This is a genomic window from Streptomyces uncialis (genome assembly GCF_036250755.1).
GTDB classification, from domain to species: Bacteria; Actinomycetota; Actinomycetes; order Streptomycetales; family Streptomycetaceae; genus Streptomyces; species Streptomyces uncialis.
Genome location: NZ_CP109583.1, coordinates 1,684,372 through 1,701,128, shown reverse-complemented (window position 1 = coordinate 1,701,128; position 16,757 = coordinate 1,684,372). Strand labels below are relative to the sequence as shown.

Sequence of the window (16,757 nt, the reverse complement as noted above, 5' to 3'; positions counted from 1 at the left end):
CTCGGGCGGTTCCCATGGGCCGGGCGGCGCGCGAGGCGGGCGCCGCCCGCCCGGGTGCCCGCGCGCCCGTTCACGCGCCCAGGATCTCCCCCAGGTCGTAGCGCACGGGCTCGTCCAGCTGCTCGAACGTGCAGCTCTCCGGGGTCCGGTCCGGGCGCCAGCGGCGGAACCGGGCGGTGTGCCGGAACCGCGCCCCGTTCTCCATATGGTCGTATGCCACCTCGCACACCCGCTCCGGGCGCACCGGCACCCATGACAGGTCCTTCTTGCCCGACCAGCGGCTCGGCGCCCCCGGCAGCCGCGCCGACGCGTGCGCCGCCTCGTCCGCCCACGCCGCCCAGGGATGCTCAGCCGCCGACTCCATCCGCAGCGGCTCCAGCTCCGTGACCAGCTCCGCCCGGCGCTTCATCGGGAAGGCCGCGCAGACCCCCACATGCTGGAGCGCGCCCGTGTCGTCGTACAGCCCCAGCAGCAGCGAGCCGACCACCGGGCCCGACTTGTGGAAGCGGTAGCCCGCCACGACCACATCGGCGGTCCGTTCGTGCTTGACCTTGAACATCAGCCGCTCGTTCTGCCGGTACGGCAGATCCAGCGGTTTGGCGACGACCCCGTCGAGGCCAGCGCCCTCATAGGTCTCGAACCAGGAGCGCGCCACCTCCGCGTCGGTGGTCGCGGGCGCCAGATGGACCGGGGGAGCGGCCGCCGCCAGCGCCCCGGCGAGCAGCGCGCGGCGGTCGGTCAGCGGGGTGTCCAGGAGGGCGTCGTCACCGAGGGCCAGCAGATCGAAGGCGACGAACGACGCGGGGGTGCGCTCGGCGAGCGTGCGGACCCGGGAGTCGGCCGGGTGGATACGTTCGGTGAGCGCGTCGAAGTCCAGCCGTCCGTCCCGGGCGATGACGATCTCGCCGTCGACCACGCACCGCGCGGGCAGCCGGTCCGCCAGCGCGGCCACCAGCTCGGGGAAGTACCGGGTCAGCGGCTTGCCGGTACGGCTGCCCAGCTCCAGCTCGGGACCGTCCCGGAAGACGATCGCGCGGAAGCCGTCCCACTTCGCCTCGTACTGCATCCCCGGCGGGATGTCCGGCACGGACTTGGCGAGCATCGGCTTCACAGGGGGCATCACCGGCAGGTCCATACCGCGATTCTGCCCGGCGCGGCGTCATTCGTCCCGATATGCGGCCCGGGTGGCAGGCGTCTACGGTGACCGCATGGGTGCGACCAGCCACGGCAAGCCGATCGAGCTGGACGCCGGCGGGCGGACCGTGCGGCTGTCCAGCCCCGACAAGGTCTACTTCCCGGAGCGCGGCTTCACCAAGCTGGACGTCGCCCGCTACTACCTCACCGTCGGCGACGGCATCCTGCGCGCCCTGCGCGACCGCCCCACCACCCTGGAGCGCTACCCCGAGGGCGTCGACGGGGAGCACTTCTTCCAGAAACGCGCGCCGAAGAACACCCCCGACTGGATTCCCCGCGCGCACATCACCTTCCCCAGCGGCCGGTACGCCGACGAGATGTGCCCCACCGAGGTCGCCGCCGTCATCTGGGCCGCCCAGTTCGGCACCTTCACCTTCCACCCCTGGCCCGTACGGCGCGCCGACACCGACCGGCCCGACGAACTGCGCATCGACCTCGACCCGCAGCCCGGCACCGACTTCAAGGACGCCGTCGCCGCCGCCCACGAACTGCGCGCCCTCCTGGACGAACACGGCATGCGCGGCTGGCCCAAGACCTCCGGCGGACGCGGTCTGCACGTCTTCGTCCCCGTCGAACCCCGCTGGACGTTCACCCAGGTCCGCCGCTGCGCCATCGCCTGCGGACGCGAGCTCGAACGCCGGATGCCCGGCCGGGTCACCACCGCCTGGTGGAAGGAGGAACGCGGCACCCGGATCTTCGTGGACTACAACCAGACCGCCCGGGACCGCACGATCGCCTCCGCCTACTCGGTGCGCCCCCGCCCGCACGCCCCCGTCTCCGCGCCGCTGCGCTGGGACGAGGTCGACGACGTCACCCCGAGGGACTTCGACCTGGCGACCATGCCGGTCCGCTACGCCGAACTGGGCGATGTCCACGCCGCGATGGACGACGAGCGGCACTCCCTCGAACCCCTGCTGGAACTGGCCCGCCGCGACGAGCACGACCACGGGCTCGGGGACCTGCCCTACCCGCCGGAGTACCCGAAGATGCCCGGCGAACCCAAACGCGTCCAGCCCAGCCGCGCCCGCCACGACGAGCCCGACGACGACACCGCCGCGGGCGGGACCGGGACCGGGGACGCGGCCGGGGACGGCTGAGCCCCCGCGCGGAACATTCTCACGCGAGGGCCCGGACGCCGTGTGCGCACCGGCTGCGGCTACAGCTCCTGGATCCTGATGTCGCGGTACGAGACCACATCGCTCGTCCCGTGCACCTGGAGCCCGATGAAGCCGGACGCGAACCTGCGTCCGTCGGTCCCGGGGTCGTCCGCCCGGGGCGGCTCGAAGAGCCGGCCGCCCGTGTTGTCGAACTCGTTGATCAGCACCCCGTTGCGCAGCACCGAGTACCGCTGGTCCACCACCCGGATCTCGTAGTCGTTCCAGGTGCCCTTCGGGGTGACACCCGCCCCGGCGAGCGGCACCCGGTCGAAGCCGTACACCGAACCGGTCTTGTACATGTCCCCGGCCGGCCGGTCGAGGACCTGCACCTCATGGCCGTACTTGATGGCGACCCACTCCGGACGGGACTCCTCCGGATGCCCCTCGGGCCGCGGGAAGCGCGTGAACACCCCGGAGTTGGCGTTCCCGTCACCCGGGGCGTCGTCCCGCCACTGGAGCTTCAGCGAGAAGTCCCCGTACGTACGCTCCGCGAACCACAGCATGCCGAGGCCGCCCCGGTCGGTGCCCGAGGTCATCGTGCCGTCACCGTTCAGCGCGAACGAACCGCCGCCCGCATGACGCCACTTGGCGAACGAGGACGCCGTACCGTCGAAGATCGCGCGATAGCCGGTCTGCTGACCCGGCTTGCCGATCCCCGACTGCTTCGCCGCCCGGTTGATCTTGTTGTACTCCCGCTGGTCGATCGCCCCGGCCGCGCGCAGCCGGTCCGTCACCGCCTTCACACGCTTCAGGAACAGGGCGTGCGACGACCACTGCCGCTCGTCCTCGATCATCTCGTTGATCCGGCACCGGTTGTCGGTGACCCGGTTGGGGACACCCGTGTCCACCGTGCCGACCGCGACGGTCAGCCGCTCGTCGTGCTCCGCGCACGCCGGGCCCGGGACCCCGCCGCCCGGGACGACCGTGAACGCGACCCGCTGGGCGGCCGAGGTGTTCCCGGCCTTGTCGGAGGCCCGGTACAGCACGGTGTGCGCACCCGCCCGGTCCACCACCAGCGGCGCCCCGTACGCGAGGTACGGCCCGCCGTCCAGCGAGTACTCGGTCCGCTCGACGCCCGACCCGGAGTCCGTGGCCGTCACGGTCACCGTGGCACGCGCCAGATACGCCCCGCTGGAGTCGCGTTCCCCGGTGACCGCCGCCGCGGCGGTCGGCGGGGTGGTGTCCCGCGCGGGCGGCGTGACCACCACGAACTCGGCGCTCTTCCCGGCCGCCTGGTTGCCCGCCTTGTCGGTGGCCCGGTAGCGCACCAGATGGGTACCCGCCTCATGGACCATCACGGGAGCCGTGTACGGCTGCCACGCGCCGCTCTCCCCGAGCGCGTACTCGATGGTGTTGACGCCGGTACCGGTGTCGGACGCCGTGACCGTCACGGTCGCCATCCCCAGATAGCGGCCCTGCTCGTCGCGTTCCCCGGTGACGGTCGCCGAGGTCTCCGGCGGTGTCGTGTCGTCCGAGGAAGGCGCGGCGACCGTGAACCGCTCGGTCCGCTCGTCCGCCGTGTTGCCCGCCTTGTCGGTGGCCCGGTAGCGGATCGCGTGCTCCCCGACCTGGTTCACCACCAGCGGGGAGGTGTACGGCTGCCAGGCCCCGGCCGCGCCGACCGCGTACTCGATCCGGTCGACCCCCGACCCCGTGTCCGTCGCGCTCAGCGTCACGGACGCCGAACCGACGTACGCGCCGTCGGTGTTCCGGCTGCCCTCGACCTTCGCCGCGGTCTGCGGCGCCGTCACGTCCTCGCCGCCCGGATCGGTGACCGTGAGGATGCCCTGCATGGTCCCGTGACCGGGGATCGTGCAGTAGTAGCGGTAGCGGCCCGGGGTGAGGACCACCTCGGCGGTGTGCTTGCCCGCCTGGTCGTCGTTCGGATTGGCGAGGATGTTCAGCGGTACGTCGTTGTTGTACTCGGGGTCCGCCACGTCGAAGGTCAGGGTGTGCGGCATCCCCGTGGTGTTCCCGGTGGCCGCGCTGTTCTCGAAGACGATCGTCGTCGCCCCCGCCACGGCCGTGGCCGGCGCGGAGACATACCGGGAGATGTCGTCGTCGGCCGTCCAGGTCAGCGTCTGCGCGGCCCGGGACCCGTCCGAAGCGGACGTACCACCCGCGACCGGACCGTCGGAACCGCCGTACGCGACCGTCGAGTTCAGCCCCAGCAGCATCACCAGCGACGCGAGCAGCGCCGTCCAGATCCGTGCGGATTGTCCGCCTCTCCCGCGCATCACTGCCCCTTCCCGACCAGGTCGGCGGCGGCCGGGGTCGGCCCACCGCCCCGGTACGTGACCCGCCACAGCGCGGAACGCGGGTCCGAGGTGAAGAAGCCCCGCCCGTAGTCGAGCACGTACAGCGCGCCGTCCGGACCGAACTTCCAGTCCATGAGGTTGCGGATGCCGTCGGCACCCACCGGCACGATCTTCTTCAACGACTCCGCGTGCACCGGCAGCCCTCCCTCGCCCTGGGTCGCCTCGTCCATCAGCACCGCGTTACGCGGCTGGTCACCGTCGTAGAAGTCCCCGACGAACCACTTGCCGTCCCAGTAGGCGGGCCACTTCACCGCACTGTCCCGGGCCGCGTCGTAGCGGTACACCGGCCCGGTCATGGTGGCCTGCGCCCCGCCCTTCAGCCACGGCAGCAGCAGCTCGGTGTCCGCCTGCCGGTACGAGGGCACCCCGTTCGCGTCCCGGGGGTAGTCGGGGGCGCCGCCCTGCGGCGAGTACCAGATGTTGTTCGCCGTCACCGGTGGCAGATTGACGAGACCGTCGTTGTGCGGGGACTCGTTCTTCGGCTTCGCGCAGTCGTACCAGCCCAGCGGCTGCGCCGGATCGGGCAGGTTGCGGTCACGGTAGGGCTGGTTGTTGCCCATGCAGAACGGCCAGCCCCGGTTGGACGCCTTGGTGATCGCGGCGAACGTGTCGTACTTCGCCGGACCCCAGGTCGTGGACGGCGCGCCCGCGTCGGGACCGACCCAGCCCGCGTACAGGACATCCGTCTCGCGGTCCACGAAGATCCGCGACGGGTTGCGCACCCCCATCACATAGATCTCGCCCCGGGTCTTCCCGCCGCCCTCGGCGTTCTCCCGGCCCGTGAAGAGGTTCCCCGCGGGCAGGGTGTACGAGCCGTCCGGCTCCGGGTGGATACGCAGGATCTTGCCGTTGAGGTTGTTGGTGTTGCCCGAGGTGCGGCGCGCGTCGGCGAATCCGACGCCCTTGTACTCGGGCACCGGGTTGTTGCCCGAGTAACCGTCGCTGAAGCCGCTGGAGTTGTTGTCACCCGTCGCGATGTAGAGATTGCCCTTCGAGTCCCAGGCCATCCCACCACCCGCGTGACAGCAGCTGTGGACCTGCACCGGCCAGCTGAGCAGCACCTTCTCACTGGACGCGGCGAGCCTGTTCGTCGTTCGGTCGAGAGTGAAGCGCGACACGTACCGCTGGGCGATCCGCCTGTCCCGGTCCACCTTCGCGTGCGGCGTGTAGTGCAGGTACACCCAGCCGTTGTCCGCGAAGTCCGGGTCCAGCTCGATACCGAGCAGTCCCTCCTCGTTCTTGGTCAGCTCACCGCCGCCGCCCTTGTTGCCGAAGACGGTCACCGACCCCGCGAGGCTCACCCGCCCGGTCGCCGGGTCGTAGACATGGATCTCGCCCTCGCCCTTGCCGATGTCCGGGTCCGCCCAGTCGGTGACCACCGGACGGGAGGAGTCCGCACCGCCCCGCCCGATGTAGAACACCCGCCCGTCGGGCGCGGTCACCAGCCCGTGCGGCTCCCCGATCTGGTCGTGCTGCCCCGGCTGATTGGGCTTGGTCAGCCGCTCCGCCCGGTAGCTGGCGGTGATCGACGCCTTGCAGTCGGCCCGCGCCTGCCGGTTGGTCCACCGCAGCGCGCCCCGCACATGGGTACGGAAGTCGGTCTCGTCCCACGCGTCGGCGGTGCCGCCCATCGCGGTGTAGAAGGAGCGCCCGCCGTCGTAGTCCCGGCACCAGGACACCGGATGGTCCCAGCCGTTGCCGCCCGCGCCCGGCTTGTACGTCGACTCCCGGACCCGGGCCAGGGTGTGCACCTGACCGGACGGGTTCTTCTCCCAGTTCAGCCAGGTGTCCGGCCGCTTCCACCGCACCGGGAGATCCTTGGTCGCCGGATGGACCCGGTCCCCGACCTCCACGGTCGCCCGCTGCGCGGACACCGGTCCGCCGTCCGCCGGACGGGCCCCGATCAGCCCGGTGAACCAGTCGGAGTACGGCTCGGCGCGCGCGGCGTCATGCACCCCGAGGAAGCCGCCGCCGGCCTCCATGTACGCCTCCAGGCCCGCCTCCTGCTCCGGGTCGAGGACATCGCCGCCCCCGGTCAGGAACACCACGGAGTGGAACCGGCCGAGCCGGCGGGCATCGGTGAAGACGGCCGGGTCGCCGGTCGCCGTCACCGCGAACCGCTGCCCGGCCGGACCGGTCAGCCCGATCCGTTCGATCGCCGCGATCCCCGCGTTCACGACCGGTGACTCCTCACCGCCGGACGCCGAGCCGTGGTAGATCAGCACCCGTACCTTGGCCCCGCCCGGCGGTGAGGGCAGGGACATCGTTGTCGGCGACGGTGCCGGGTCCGGCCGCGCCGAGGCGGCGGGACCCGAAAGCCCCCCGGAGACGACGGCGCCCGTGACCAGGACAGCCGCCCAGCGTCTGCGGGACCTCCTCGCGGCCCCGGCGCGGACCGGTCCGGTCGGCGCGCCCTTCGATCCGCTCAACCCAGTTACGGCTGAGTGCCTGTGATGCGGTGTCAGCCGCATGTGCTTACCACCCCTCTGCCATCCCAGCGACAGCGCCGACGAAGCTAGACCTCTTTCGCGGCTTCGCCAATAGGTAACGCCGGAAAAACCCGAACTTTGTCCTGGGAGTGGAGAAACGATCGTTCCGCGGTTACGGTGTGGCCGTTCCCGGGGTGCGCCGCGCCCCGGCCGATCGCCTTACGAGAGCGGGAGGTTCGACGATGCGCGACGCGACGGGCGGCAGGCCGGACGGGGTGCCGGAGCGGGCGGACACACCGGGTCCGGACCTCGTGGGTGCTCCGGAGCGGCCTGTGCCGGACGGGGGCGGGCGCTCCGTCCCCGGCTTCGGCAGACGGCTGTTCGGCAGACGGTTCCTCGCCGGGGGCGCGGTGGTCGCGACCGGGCTGACATCGATGTCGGCGGCGATACCGGTGAGTTCCGCCGCCGCCCCACCGCGTACCGCGCCCGCCGGGGGAGCGGTACGGCGGATCAAGATGTACGCGGAGAAGCTGTCCGACGGACGGATGGGCTACGGCTTCGAGAAGGGCAAGGCGTCCGTGCCCGGTCCGCTCGTCGAGGTCAACGAGGGCGACACCGTGCACATCGAGTTCGAGAACACGATGGACGTGGCCGTCAGCCTGCATGTGCACGGTCTCGACTACGAGATCACCAGCGACGGCACCGCCATGAACAAGAGCGATGTCCCGCCGGGCGGCAAGCGGACCTACACCTGGCGCACCCACACGCCCGGCCGCCGCAAGGACGGCACCTGGCGGGCGGGCAGCGCGGGTTACTGGCACTACCACGACCATGTGGTGGGCACCGAGCACGGCACCGGCGGCATCCGCAAGGGCCTGTACGGGCCGGTGATCGTCCGCAGGAAGGGCGACATCCTCCCCGACGCGACCCACACCGTCGTCTTCAACGACATGAACATCAACAACCGCCCCGCGCACAGCGGCCCCGACTTCGAGGCGACCGTCGGTGACCGGGTCGAGTTCATCGTCATCACCCACGGCGAGTACTACCACACGTTCCATATGCACGGACATCGCTGGGCCGACAACCGCACGGGCATGCTCACCGGGCCCGACGACCCGAGCCAGGTCATCGACAACAAGATCTGCGGGCCCGCCGACTCGTTCGGCTTCCAGATCGTCGCGGGGGAGGGCGTGGGCGCCGGCGCCTGGATGTACCACTGCCATGTGCAGAGCCACTCGGACATGGGCATGGTGGGCCTGTTCCTGGTGAAGAAGCCGGACGGGACGATCCCGGGGTACGAGCCGCATCATCCCCACTGAGGCGGCGGGGCGCGGGGGTTGGGGGGTTCTCTCGGCTCCCTTTCCTGTGCGGGATGTCTTCGGTTGCCGTGCCCGGGCCCTTGGGGGTGGGCGCGCTTGTTCCGGTGCGGGTTGTCCGTGGGTGCGCAGTTCCCCGCGCCCCTTCGGGTCGGTGGTGGGGGCTGTGGTTGTTTGCCGGGTTCCGGTTGTTCGTGGGGGTGCGTGGTCCTCGGCGATTCGGGTGTTCGGTCCTTTGGGATGAACCGTGGGTTCGGTTGCTGTGGAGAATCGTTTGGGCACGCTGGGTGACGCGTAAGGTGATCTTCGTTCCAGTGCAGCTCCGGGGAAAGGATCACCCTCACCGTGCGTCTCCGTACCTCCGCCGCGACCGCCGTCGCCGCGTCCCTCGCCTTCCTGTTCACCCTGTCGGGCACCGCCGCCGCGGCGACCGGGCAGTTCGCGTACAAGTACCACGGGCTGGACGGGCAGTTGCGGACGGCTGTGCTCCAGGACCCGCCGAGCGGGGAGTGTGTGACGCTGCCCGAGGTCGCCGACCCGGACGCCTCCTCGCCCGCCGTCGCCCCGTGGAACGACACGGACGCCTGGGCGACCGTCTACAGCGAGGCCGACTGCACAGGACGCGAGTGGAACCTCCGTCCCCACGGCCGCCCGGCCACGGAGCGGCTGGAGCTGCGTTCGGTGCTGCTCTGGCAGTTCTGATCCGGTACCCCGGACGGGGGCGGCGGCCCGGCAGCGGGCCGCCGCCCCCGTCCGCGTGAGCGCCCCCGCCGCGTTGACGGGGTCCGGGCGATCTCCGCGTGTCGGGGCGGGGGCCGACTCGTTGGTGCAAGTGCGGTGGCCGGGTCCGTCCGGCCGGTCGTGACCAGTACGGCACCGGGACAGGGTCCCGGACGAAGGAGGCGGCGTGATGGGCGTGGAGACACGAGGTACGCGCGGTGGCGCGGGACGTGTGGGTGTGCGGACGGCGGTGCTGGGAGCGGTGGCCGGGGTGGCACTGGTTCCGGCGGGCGCCGCTCACGCGAGCATCATCGGGATCGGCAACGCGGTCTTCGGCAACGCTTGTGTCACCCAGGGCGATTCCCGTGCCGTGGGCGTCACCGCGGCCGGGAGCGGGCTGGGGGGTGGCAATCAGACCGGTCTGCCGCTGGACCTCCGGCGCAACCAGTGCGGCAACAGCGGCGTCGTCTGCACCGTCGACTTCCGACCGAGTGTGTGAACGGTCCGGTGAGCGGCCGGTGACCGGCGCGGCGGCGGTGAGCGGGGAAGCGGAGACTGCCGCGCTGGGCGAGCGGGCGGTGGAGGCGCTGCTGTCCCTCAGCGGGCGGACGCTGCCGCTGCTGCGCCAGTGGGTCGGCTCGGAGCCGGACCACGGGGTGGCGCGGGCGCTGCTGGCGCTGGTGACCGGTGACCGGTGGGACGAAGCGGTGCTCAAGGAGCAGCTGGTGATCGCCCACCGGGACGCGCAGGCCGCCGGTGAGCGGGAGGCGAGCCTGGTGTACGGGGTGTTCCTCCACACCCACCGGCAGTACCGGCTGACGGCCGATCACCTGGTGGGACACTTCGCACGCTGGCCCGCCGACGAGCTCGCCGGTCTCATGCTGGGCGCGTTCTCCTCGTGCGGGGACGACGCCTACCGTGCGCACGGCGATGCCCTCGTGGAGGAGCACGCGGCGCTGGCCGGTCCGGAGAGCTGGTCGTGGACGGGCCGGCTGGCGGCGGCCCGGGCGGAGCAGGGCCGGGTACGGGAGGCGCACGGACTGGCCGGGCGGGCCCTGGCCCTCCACCCCCGCTCGGGCGTGGCAGCGCACGCCCTCGCGCACGCCGAGCACGAGCTGGGGGCGGGTCCCGACGGCGCCGGTTTCCTGGACGAGTGGCTGCGCGCCGACCCGCACGCGGCGCAGTCACGGCATCTCAACTGGCATGCCGCACTCCAGTCCCTCGCCTGCGGCGACTTCCCGGACGCGCGCCGACGCGCGGACACGGCACTGGCCCGCACGGACGTCGGTATGAGAGCCGCGACGAACTGGCGCCTGCTCCTGGCCGGACAGGCACCGGCGGGCCGGAGCGACCTGGACCATGTGCGGGAGCTGCTCGCCGCGCCGGGCGGGACGGCCGAGGTCTTCCATACCTTCAATCTCGCCCTGGCCCTGGCCGTGGAGGCCGCCACCGACGATCTGTACGTCCTGGCCCGCCGGGCCGCCGCCGACGAGCGCGCCGACTACCGCGAGGTCCTCGCCCCCGTCGTACGGGCGCTGGCGGAGATCACCGCCGGGCGTCCCGGGGTGGCGGTGGAGCTGCTGAGCGGTCTGGGTGAGGGGGTGGAGCGTATCGGCGGGGTGCGGGTCGAGCGCGAGATCGTCCAGGACACCCTCGCCCGCGCCCTCGTCGACACGGGGGACCACACGCGCGCCGCCGGGCTGCTGCACCACCGCACCACCACCCGCCGCCATCACACCTACGAGGACCTTCTTCTCGCCGCGCGCGCTCCCGCCGCCACGGTCGGTGTCTGATCCCTCACCGGGGCGGGAGGTACGGGGATGTCCGGAATCAGCTCACCCGAACGGTGTGCGCGGGGCGTCATCCGGACGGCTGTGCCCGGTGGCCCTCCGTGTCGCCGCGCGCTCTAGTGAGGCCGACGGCCCCGTGCCCGGGGCGCGCACGCCGCCGAGGACGCGGCCGGACCCCGGAGCCCGTATGGATGTCAGGTCACCGCGCCACCGGCCGACCCGCCGGTCCCGGGCCCGCGCCGCCGTGGCCGTGCTCGCCGTGCTGTGCCTGCCGCTGGCCGCGTGCTCGGGCGGCGGGGGCGGCGGAAGTACCCCGTCGTCCGCGACGCCCTCGGCCACCGGGCCGTCCGGCTCCACGCGGGCCGCCCTGGTGATCCGGGACTTCGCGTTCGTCCCCGCCGATCTTCCCGTGGCCCCGGGCGGGCGCGTCACCGTGACCAACGAGGACTCGGTGACCCATACCGTCACCGCCGCCGGGGGCGACGCCTTCGACACCGGTGACATCGCGCCGGGCGCCACCGCCACGTTCACCGCGCCCGGCGAACGCGGCAGCTATCCGTACACCTGCACGATCCATCCGTCCATGCTGGGCACGCTCGTCGTCGGCTGACCGCCGCCGGTCACCGGCCGCGTCCCTCCGCTCCGGCGGCGGGCGGCGGGCCGTGGTGGAACACTCGGTGGGGAAGGACGACCGGGGGCCCCGCGGCCCGTGCCCGGGGCCCGGCACCCAGTACCCGGGACCGGGACGGAGCGGCGGTCCGCGACCGGCCGGGGTCCCAGGAGGAGGGCATCATGCTCACCATCCCCTACGTCCACGGCGCCCCGAACTGGCTCGACCTCGGCACCCCCGACCTCGACGGCGCCCTCGGTTTCTACGGGGCGCTGTTCGGCTGGACGTTCCGCTCGGCGGGTCCGGAGGCCGGCGGGTACGGCATGTTCCAGCTCGACGGCGGGACCGTCGCGGGCGGGATGACCGTCACGGCGGACCAGGGGTCACCGAGCTGGACGGTCTACTTCCGCAGCGACGACGCCGACGCGACGGCCGCGGCGGCCTCGGAGCACGGCGGCTCGGTCGAGTTCGCCCCGATGGACGTCATGGAGCAGGGCCGGATGGCGCTCCTCCGCGACGCCGAGGGTGTCCGCTTCGGCATCTGGCAGCCCGGTACCAACAAGGGCCTCGACCTGGTCGACGTGCCGGGCTCGCTGTGCTGGACGGAGCTGTACACCCCGGACGTGGCCTCGGCCAAGGAGTTCTACGGCGGGGTCTTCGGCTGGCACACCTCCGACATCCCCTTCGGCGGCGGCACGTACACGACCGTGGGCCCCGCCGGGGCCGACGAGAGCGGCACCTTCGGCGGTCTCCTGCCCGTCGACGCCGACCCGGCGGAGATCGCGGCGGGCCCCTACTGGACGCCGTACATCGAGGTCACCGACACCGACGCGGTCGCGGCGCGGGTCCAGGAGCTCGGCGGTGAGGTACGGATGCCGCCCACCGATCTGCCCGACGTCGGCCGGATCGCCAAGGTCGCGGACCCCTACGGAGCGAGGTTCGCGGTGATCCGCAGCGCGGCCCGCCAGGACTGAACCCGCGCCGGCACCGCACCCCGTCGCGCCCCGGCCGGGCCGGTCAGGCGGCGGCCTCCCGGCGCAGGTCCAGCCGCTCCTTCTCGGAGAGCCCGCCCCACACACCGAAGCGTTCGTCGTTGGCGAGCGCGTACCTCAGGCACGCCTCGCGCATGTCGCACATCCGGCAGATGCGCTTGGCCTCGCGTACGGAGCTGCCGGGCTCCGGGAAGAAGAATTCGGAGCCGGTCTGCGCGCACAGCGCCCGCTCCTGCCAGTCGGAAGCCTGCTCCAGGTCACTGTCGATCTGCATGCCACCGATCGTGCACGGTGGCGAAAAACAAACGATCAACGCGCTGTTCATCCGGGGGTCCGGCGGGGTCGACAGCGGGAACGACGGTGGGGGGCACCGGCCCGCGGCCCGTGCCCCCCACCGTCGTACGGTCAGCCCTTGCGGGCGGCCATCCGCGCCTTGCGGGCGGCCAGCCGCTCGTCGAACTTGCTCGCCTCCGCGTCGAGACCGCCCATGTAGAGCCCGAGCTCTTCCTGGGCCTTCAGACCGTCGGGGCCCAGCCCGTCGATCTCCATGACCTTCAGGAAGCGGAGCACCGGCTGGAGCACGTCGTCATGGTGGATGCGCATGTTGTAGACCTCGCCGATCGCCATCTGCGCCGCGGCCCGCTCGAAGCCGGGGATGCCGTGACCGGGCATCCGGAAGTCGACGACCACGTCGCGCACGGCCTGCATCGTCAGATCGGGCGCCAGCTCGAACGCGGCCTTCAGCAGGTTCCGGTAGAAGACCATGTGCAGGTTCTCGTCGGTCGCGATCCGCGCCAGCATCCGGTCGCACACCGGGTCACCGGACTGGTGGCCGGTGTTGCGGTGGGAGATCCGGGTCGCCAGCTCCTGGAAGGCCACGTACGCGACGGAGTGCAGCATCGAGTGGCGGTTGTCCGACTCGAAGCCCTCCGACATGTGCGACATGCGGAACGCCTCCAGCTTGTCGGGGTCCACCGCCCGCGACGCCAGCAGATAGTCCCGCATCACGATGCCGTGGCGGCCCTCCTCGGCGGTCCAGCGGTGCACCCAGGTGCCCCACGCGCCGTCGCGGCCGAACAGGGAAGCTATTTCGTGGTGGTAGCTGGGGAGGTTGTCCTCGGTGAGGAGGTTGACGACGAGCGCGATCCGGCCGATCTCGGTGACCTTGGACTGCTCCTTGCCCCAGGCCTCGCCGTCCTCGAAGATGCCGGGGAAGTTACGGCCGTCCGACCACGGCACGTACTCGTGCGGCATCCAGTCCTTGGCGACCTTCAGATGACGGTTCAGCTCCTGCTCGACCACTTCCTCCAGCGCATGGAGGAGCCGGGCATCCGTCCAGGTGGACGAGGTGCCGAGGTGGGGAGAGGTGAGCGTCACTGGGGCTCCTGGGGAGGGGAGTACGTGCTGGGGACGACAACCTACGGCAACGTAGGCTACGAACCCGTAGGTTACGAACCCGTAGGTTAAACCCGCCGTAAAGGCACCTCGCAGCCGGGGTGGTGGAAAACATCCGAATCCGGCCATTCACCAGCGGGTCCATGCGGGTCAGCTGTACAGCTCCCGCAACCGCACTGAGAGGCATGTCACACAGCCTTCCAGCTTCTCGAACTCGCTGATGTCCACCAGGACGGGCTCGAAGCCCAGCCCGGCGAGCAGCCCGGCGGACCGGGGCGCGCTCGCCGCCATCAGCAGCCGGGCCCCGCCGAGCAGCACCACATGCGCCCCGGACTCCTCCGGCACCGGCAGAAAACCCGGGAACAGGCTCGGCGTGTCGACCAGCGGTCCGTACCCGATCACCGTGCCGTCCGGCAGCGCGGTCACCGCCGACTTCAGATGCAGCACCCGGTCCACCGGCACCGCGACGACCCGGGCCCCCAGCGGCTCGAACGCCGCCCGCAACTGCTGGACCCCCGCCGCGTTGGTCCGCCCGCCCCGCCCGGCGTACAGGGTGTCCCCGATCTTCAGCACATCGCCGCCGTCCAGCGTGCCCGGCTCCCACACCCAGTTCACCGAGGCACCCAGCCGCCCCACGGCCTCCTCCACCCCGGCGGTCTCCGCTCGCCGGGACTCGGCGCCGGGCCGCGCGATCAGGGCGACATTGCGGAACACCACGACGGTGTCCTCCACGAACACCGCGTCCGGACAGTCGTCGGCGGGCGCCACCTCCAGCGTCTCCCACCCATGGGCCTCCAGCGCCGCCGCGTACTCCTCCCACTGCCGGACCGCGAGATCCACGTCGACGGGCTCCCGCGTGCCATGGGTCACGATCCCCTCGGCGAGCCGGGGACCGGGACGGCGGATCAGGGCCTTCTTGCTGGGCACAGGCGGCTCTCCGTCTCGACGGGCACGGGCGCGGAGGGGGCCGGTACGGCCCCCTCGCGTACGGCGGCCATCATGCAACCGGCCACCTGACGGGAAACAGCCCCCGGGCACAACCGACGGCCGATTCGCGTGGTACCCCTGCCCGCGGACGCGCCCCGCACACCCGGCCCGCGCCCCCGCCGCGCCCCTTCCCCCTCCGGTCCCCCTTCCTGGTCCCCCTTCCTGGACGGGCACCGTTCGCCGGGACGCGGACTAGCCGAGCCCCGCCACGTCGCGCGGTGTCACCTCCCGCAGTGCGCCGTCCAGCTCCAGCCAGCGGGTGATGCCCAGCGACTCCAGGAACGGCAGATCGTGACTCGCCACGATCAGCGCCCCCTCGTACGACTCCAGCGCGCTGGTGAGCTGCCGGACGCTGGCCATGTCCAGATTGTTCGTCGGCTCGTCCAGCATCAGCAGCTGCGGCGCGGGTTCCGCCAGCATCAGCGAGGCCAGTGCCGCCCGGAACCGTTCGCCGCCCGACAGGGTCGACACCCGCTGGTCGGCACGGGCACCCCGGAACAGGAAGCGGGCCAGCCGGTTCCTGATCAGCGCGTTGGTGGCCTGCGGGGCGAACCGCCCGACGTTCTCGGCGACCGTCGCCTCCTCGTCCAGCAGATCCACCCGCTGCGGCAGGTACCGCAGCGGCACATGTGCCACCGCCTCACCCGCCTCGGGCGACAGCTCACCGGCGATCGTCCGCAGCAGCGTCGACTTCCCGGCCCCGTTCCTGCCGACCAGCGCGATCCGCTCCGGGCCGCGCACCCACAGCTCACCGTCCACCCGGGAGCCGTACCGGAGTTCCAGCTCCCGCAGGGTCAGCACGGTGCGCCCCGGCGGCACCGACGTGTACGGCAGATCGACATGGATCTCGTCGTCCGACCGTACGGCTCCGGCGGCCTCGTCGAGACGCTCCTTCGCCCCGGCGAGCCTGTCCTCGTGCATGACGCGGTGCTTGCCGGCCGACACCTGGGCGGTGCGCTTGCGGTCGTTCATCACGATCTTCGGCTCACGCTTGGTGTCGTACATCTTCTGCCCGTACCGCTTGCGCCGGGCCAGCTTGACCTGGGCGTCGGCCAGTTCGCGCTGCTGGCGGCGCAGATCGGTCCGGGCGACACGGACCATCCGCTCCGCCGCCTCCTGTTCCACGGCCAGCGCCTCCTCGTACGCGGTGAAGTTGCCGCCGTACCAGGTGATCGCGCCGCCGCGCAGATCGGCGACCTGATCGACCAGGTCCAGCAGTTCACGGTCGTGGCTGACCACGACCAGCACCCCCGTCCAGGCCCGCACGGCCGCGTACAGCCGCCGCCGGGCGTCCAGGTCGAGATTGTTCGTCGGCTCGTCCAGCAGCAGTACGGCGGGCCGTTCCAGCAGCAGCGCGGCCAGCCGCAGCAGCACCGACTCACCACCGGACACCTCGCCGATGGTCCGGTCGAGACCGATGTGCCCCAGCCCCAGACCGGCGAGCGTGGCGAGCGCCCGCTCCTCCACGTCCCAGTCGTCACCGACAGCCGCGAAGTGCTCCTCGGCGGCGTCACCCGCCTCGATGGCGAGCAGCGCGGCTCTGGTCGCGGCGATCCCCAGCACCTCGTCCACCCGCAGCGCGGTGTCGAGCGTGACGTCCTGGGGCAGATACCCGATGTCACCGGCGGTGAGCACGGAGCCCTCGACGGGCGTGAGTTCACCGGCGATCAGTCGGAGCAGGGTGGACTTCCCCGAGCCGTTCAGCCCGATCAGGCCGGTCCGTCCCGGACCGAAGGCGGTGTGCAGGTCGTCGAAGACCGGCGTGCCGTCGGGCCAGGCGAAGGACAGCGAGGTCAGGGTGAGGGAAGCGCTGCGGGAAGGATTCGGAGTAGACATGCGGCCTCCT

Annotated in this window: 14 protein-coding genes; 7 read left to right on the top strand and 7 right to left on the bottom strand. The window is 72.0% G+C overall.

Features of this window, described 5'->3' with window-relative positions:
* Nucleotides 1–70: 70 nt before the first annotated feature.
* Nucleotides 71–1,135 carry an ATP-dependent DNA ligase gene (locus tag OG711_RS06770; RefSeq protein WP_073782347.1) on the bottom strand — a complete coding sequence of 355 codons (1,065 nt, stop codon included), beginning with the start codon at nucleotides 1,133–1,135 and terminating at the stop codon, nucleotides 71–73.
* 73 nt (nucleotides 1,136–1,208) lie between these two features.
* On the opposite strand from OG711_RS06770, the gene ligD reads away from it, so the two are divergent.
* Nucleotides 1,209–2,291, top strand: a complete 1,083-nt coding sequence (ligD, locus tag OG711_RS06765; protein WP_329558733.1) for a non-homologous end-joining DNA ligase — start codon at nucleotides 1,209–1,211, stop codon at nucleotides 2,289–2,291.
* Between the two features lie 59 nt (nucleotides 2,292–2,350).
* Here ligD and OG711_RS06760 read toward each other — a convergent pair whose 3' ends face one another.
* On the bottom strand, nucleotides 2,351–4,588 hold the full coding sequence (locus OG711_RS06760) for an OmpL47-type beta-barrel domain-containing protein (RefSeq protein ID WP_329558732.1): 2,238 nt from the start codon (nucleotides 4,586–4,588) through the stop codon (nucleotides 2,351–2,353).
* Nucleotides 4,588–7,140, bottom strand: a complete 2,553-nt coding sequence (locus OG711_RS06755; RefSeq protein WP_405672885.1) for a ThuA domain-containing protein — start codon at nucleotides 7,138–7,140, stop codon at nucleotides 4,588–4,590. The genes OG711_RS06760 and OG711_RS06755 overlap by 1 nt, the downstream gene beginning before the upstream one ends.
* Before the next feature lie 200 nt (nucleotides 7,141–7,340).
* Here OG711_RS06755 and OG711_RS06750 point away from each other — a divergent pair, with 200 nt between their 5' ends.
* The 6 genes from OG711_RS06750 to OG711_RS06725 all read left to right on the top strand — a co-directional run bounded on the left by OG711_RS06750 (nucleotide 7,341) and on the right by OG711_RS06725 (nucleotide 12,511).
* Nucleotides 7,341–8,420 carry a multicopper oxidase domain-containing protein gene (locus tag OG711_RS06750; protein ID WP_329558731.1) on the top strand — a complete coding sequence of 360 codons (1,080 nt, stop codon included), beginning with the start codon at nucleotides 7,341–7,343 and terminating at the stop codon, nucleotides 8,418–8,420.
* Nucleotides 8,421–8,762: 342 nt separating this feature from the next.
* Nucleotides 8,763–9,119, top strand: a complete 357-nt coding sequence (locus tag OG711_RS06745) for a hypothetical protein (protein ID WP_073782353.1) — start codon at nucleotides 8,763–8,765, stop codon at nucleotides 9,117–9,119.
* Between the two features lie 208 nt (nucleotides 9,120–9,327).
* On the top strand, nucleotides 9,328–9,636 hold the full coding sequence (locus tag OG711_RS06740) for a hypothetical protein (protein ID WP_329558730.1): 309 nt from the start codon (nucleotides 9,328–9,330) through the stop codon (nucleotides 9,634–9,636).
* 19 nt (nucleotides 9,637–9,655) lie between these two features.
* Nucleotides 9,656–10,930 (top strand): hypothetical protein, encoded by a 1,275-nt coding sequence (locus OG711_RS06735; protein ID WP_329558729.1) that lies wholly within the window; start codon nucleotides 9,656–9,658, stop codon nucleotides 10,928–10,930.
* A gap of 184 nt (nucleotides 10,931–11,114) precedes the next feature.
* Nucleotides 11,115–11,537: a cupredoxin domain-containing protein gene (locus tag OG711_RS06730; protein WP_329558728.1), complete on the top strand. Its 423-nt coding sequence runs from the start codon at nucleotides 11,115–11,117 to the stop codon at nucleotides 11,535–11,537.
* 182 nt (nucleotides 11,538–11,719) lie between these two features.
* Nucleotides 11,720–12,511, top strand: coding sequence for a VOC family protein (locus OG711_RS06725; RefSeq protein WP_329558727.1), 792 nt, complete (start codon nucleotides 11,720–11,722; stop codon nucleotides 12,509–12,511).
* Between the two features lie 43 nt (nucleotides 12,512–12,554).
* Here OG711_RS06725 and OG711_RS06720 read toward each other — a convergent pair whose 3' ends face one another.
* The 4 genes from OG711_RS06720 to OG711_RS06705 all read right to left on the bottom strand — a co-directional run bounded on the left by OG711_RS06720 (nucleotide 12,555) and on the right by OG711_RS06705 (nucleotide 16,747).
* On the bottom strand, nucleotides 12,555–12,803 hold the full coding sequence (locus OG711_RS06720; RefSeq protein ID WP_073782361.1) for a WhiB family transcriptional regulator: 249 nt from the start codon (nucleotides 12,801–12,803) through the stop codon (nucleotides 12,555–12,557).
* Nucleotides 12,804–12,934: 131 nt separating this feature from the next.
* Nucleotides 12,935–13,906 carry an acyl-ACP desaturase gene (locus tag OG711_RS06715; RefSeq protein ID WP_073782363.1) on the bottom strand — a complete coding sequence of 324 codons (972 nt, stop codon included), beginning with the start codon at nucleotides 13,904–13,906 and terminating at the stop codon, nucleotides 12,935–12,937.
* A gap of 168 nt (nucleotides 13,907–14,074) precedes the next feature.
* Nucleotides 14,075–14,851, bottom strand: coding sequence for a dimethylargininase (gene ddaH, locus OG711_RS06710; RefSeq protein WP_266506384.1), 777 nt, complete (start codon nucleotides 14,849–14,851; stop codon nucleotides 14,075–14,077).
* 252 nt (nucleotides 14,852–15,103) lie between these two features.
* The gene (locus OG711_RS06705) at nucleotides 15,104–16,747 is read right to left on the bottom strand and encodes an ABC-F family ATP-binding cassette domain-containing protein (protein WP_329558726.1); all 1,644 of its coding nucleotides are present in this window, start codon (nucleotides 16,745–16,747) and stop codon (nucleotides 15,104–15,106) included.
* Nucleotides 16,748–16,757 lie beyond the last annotated feature (10 nt).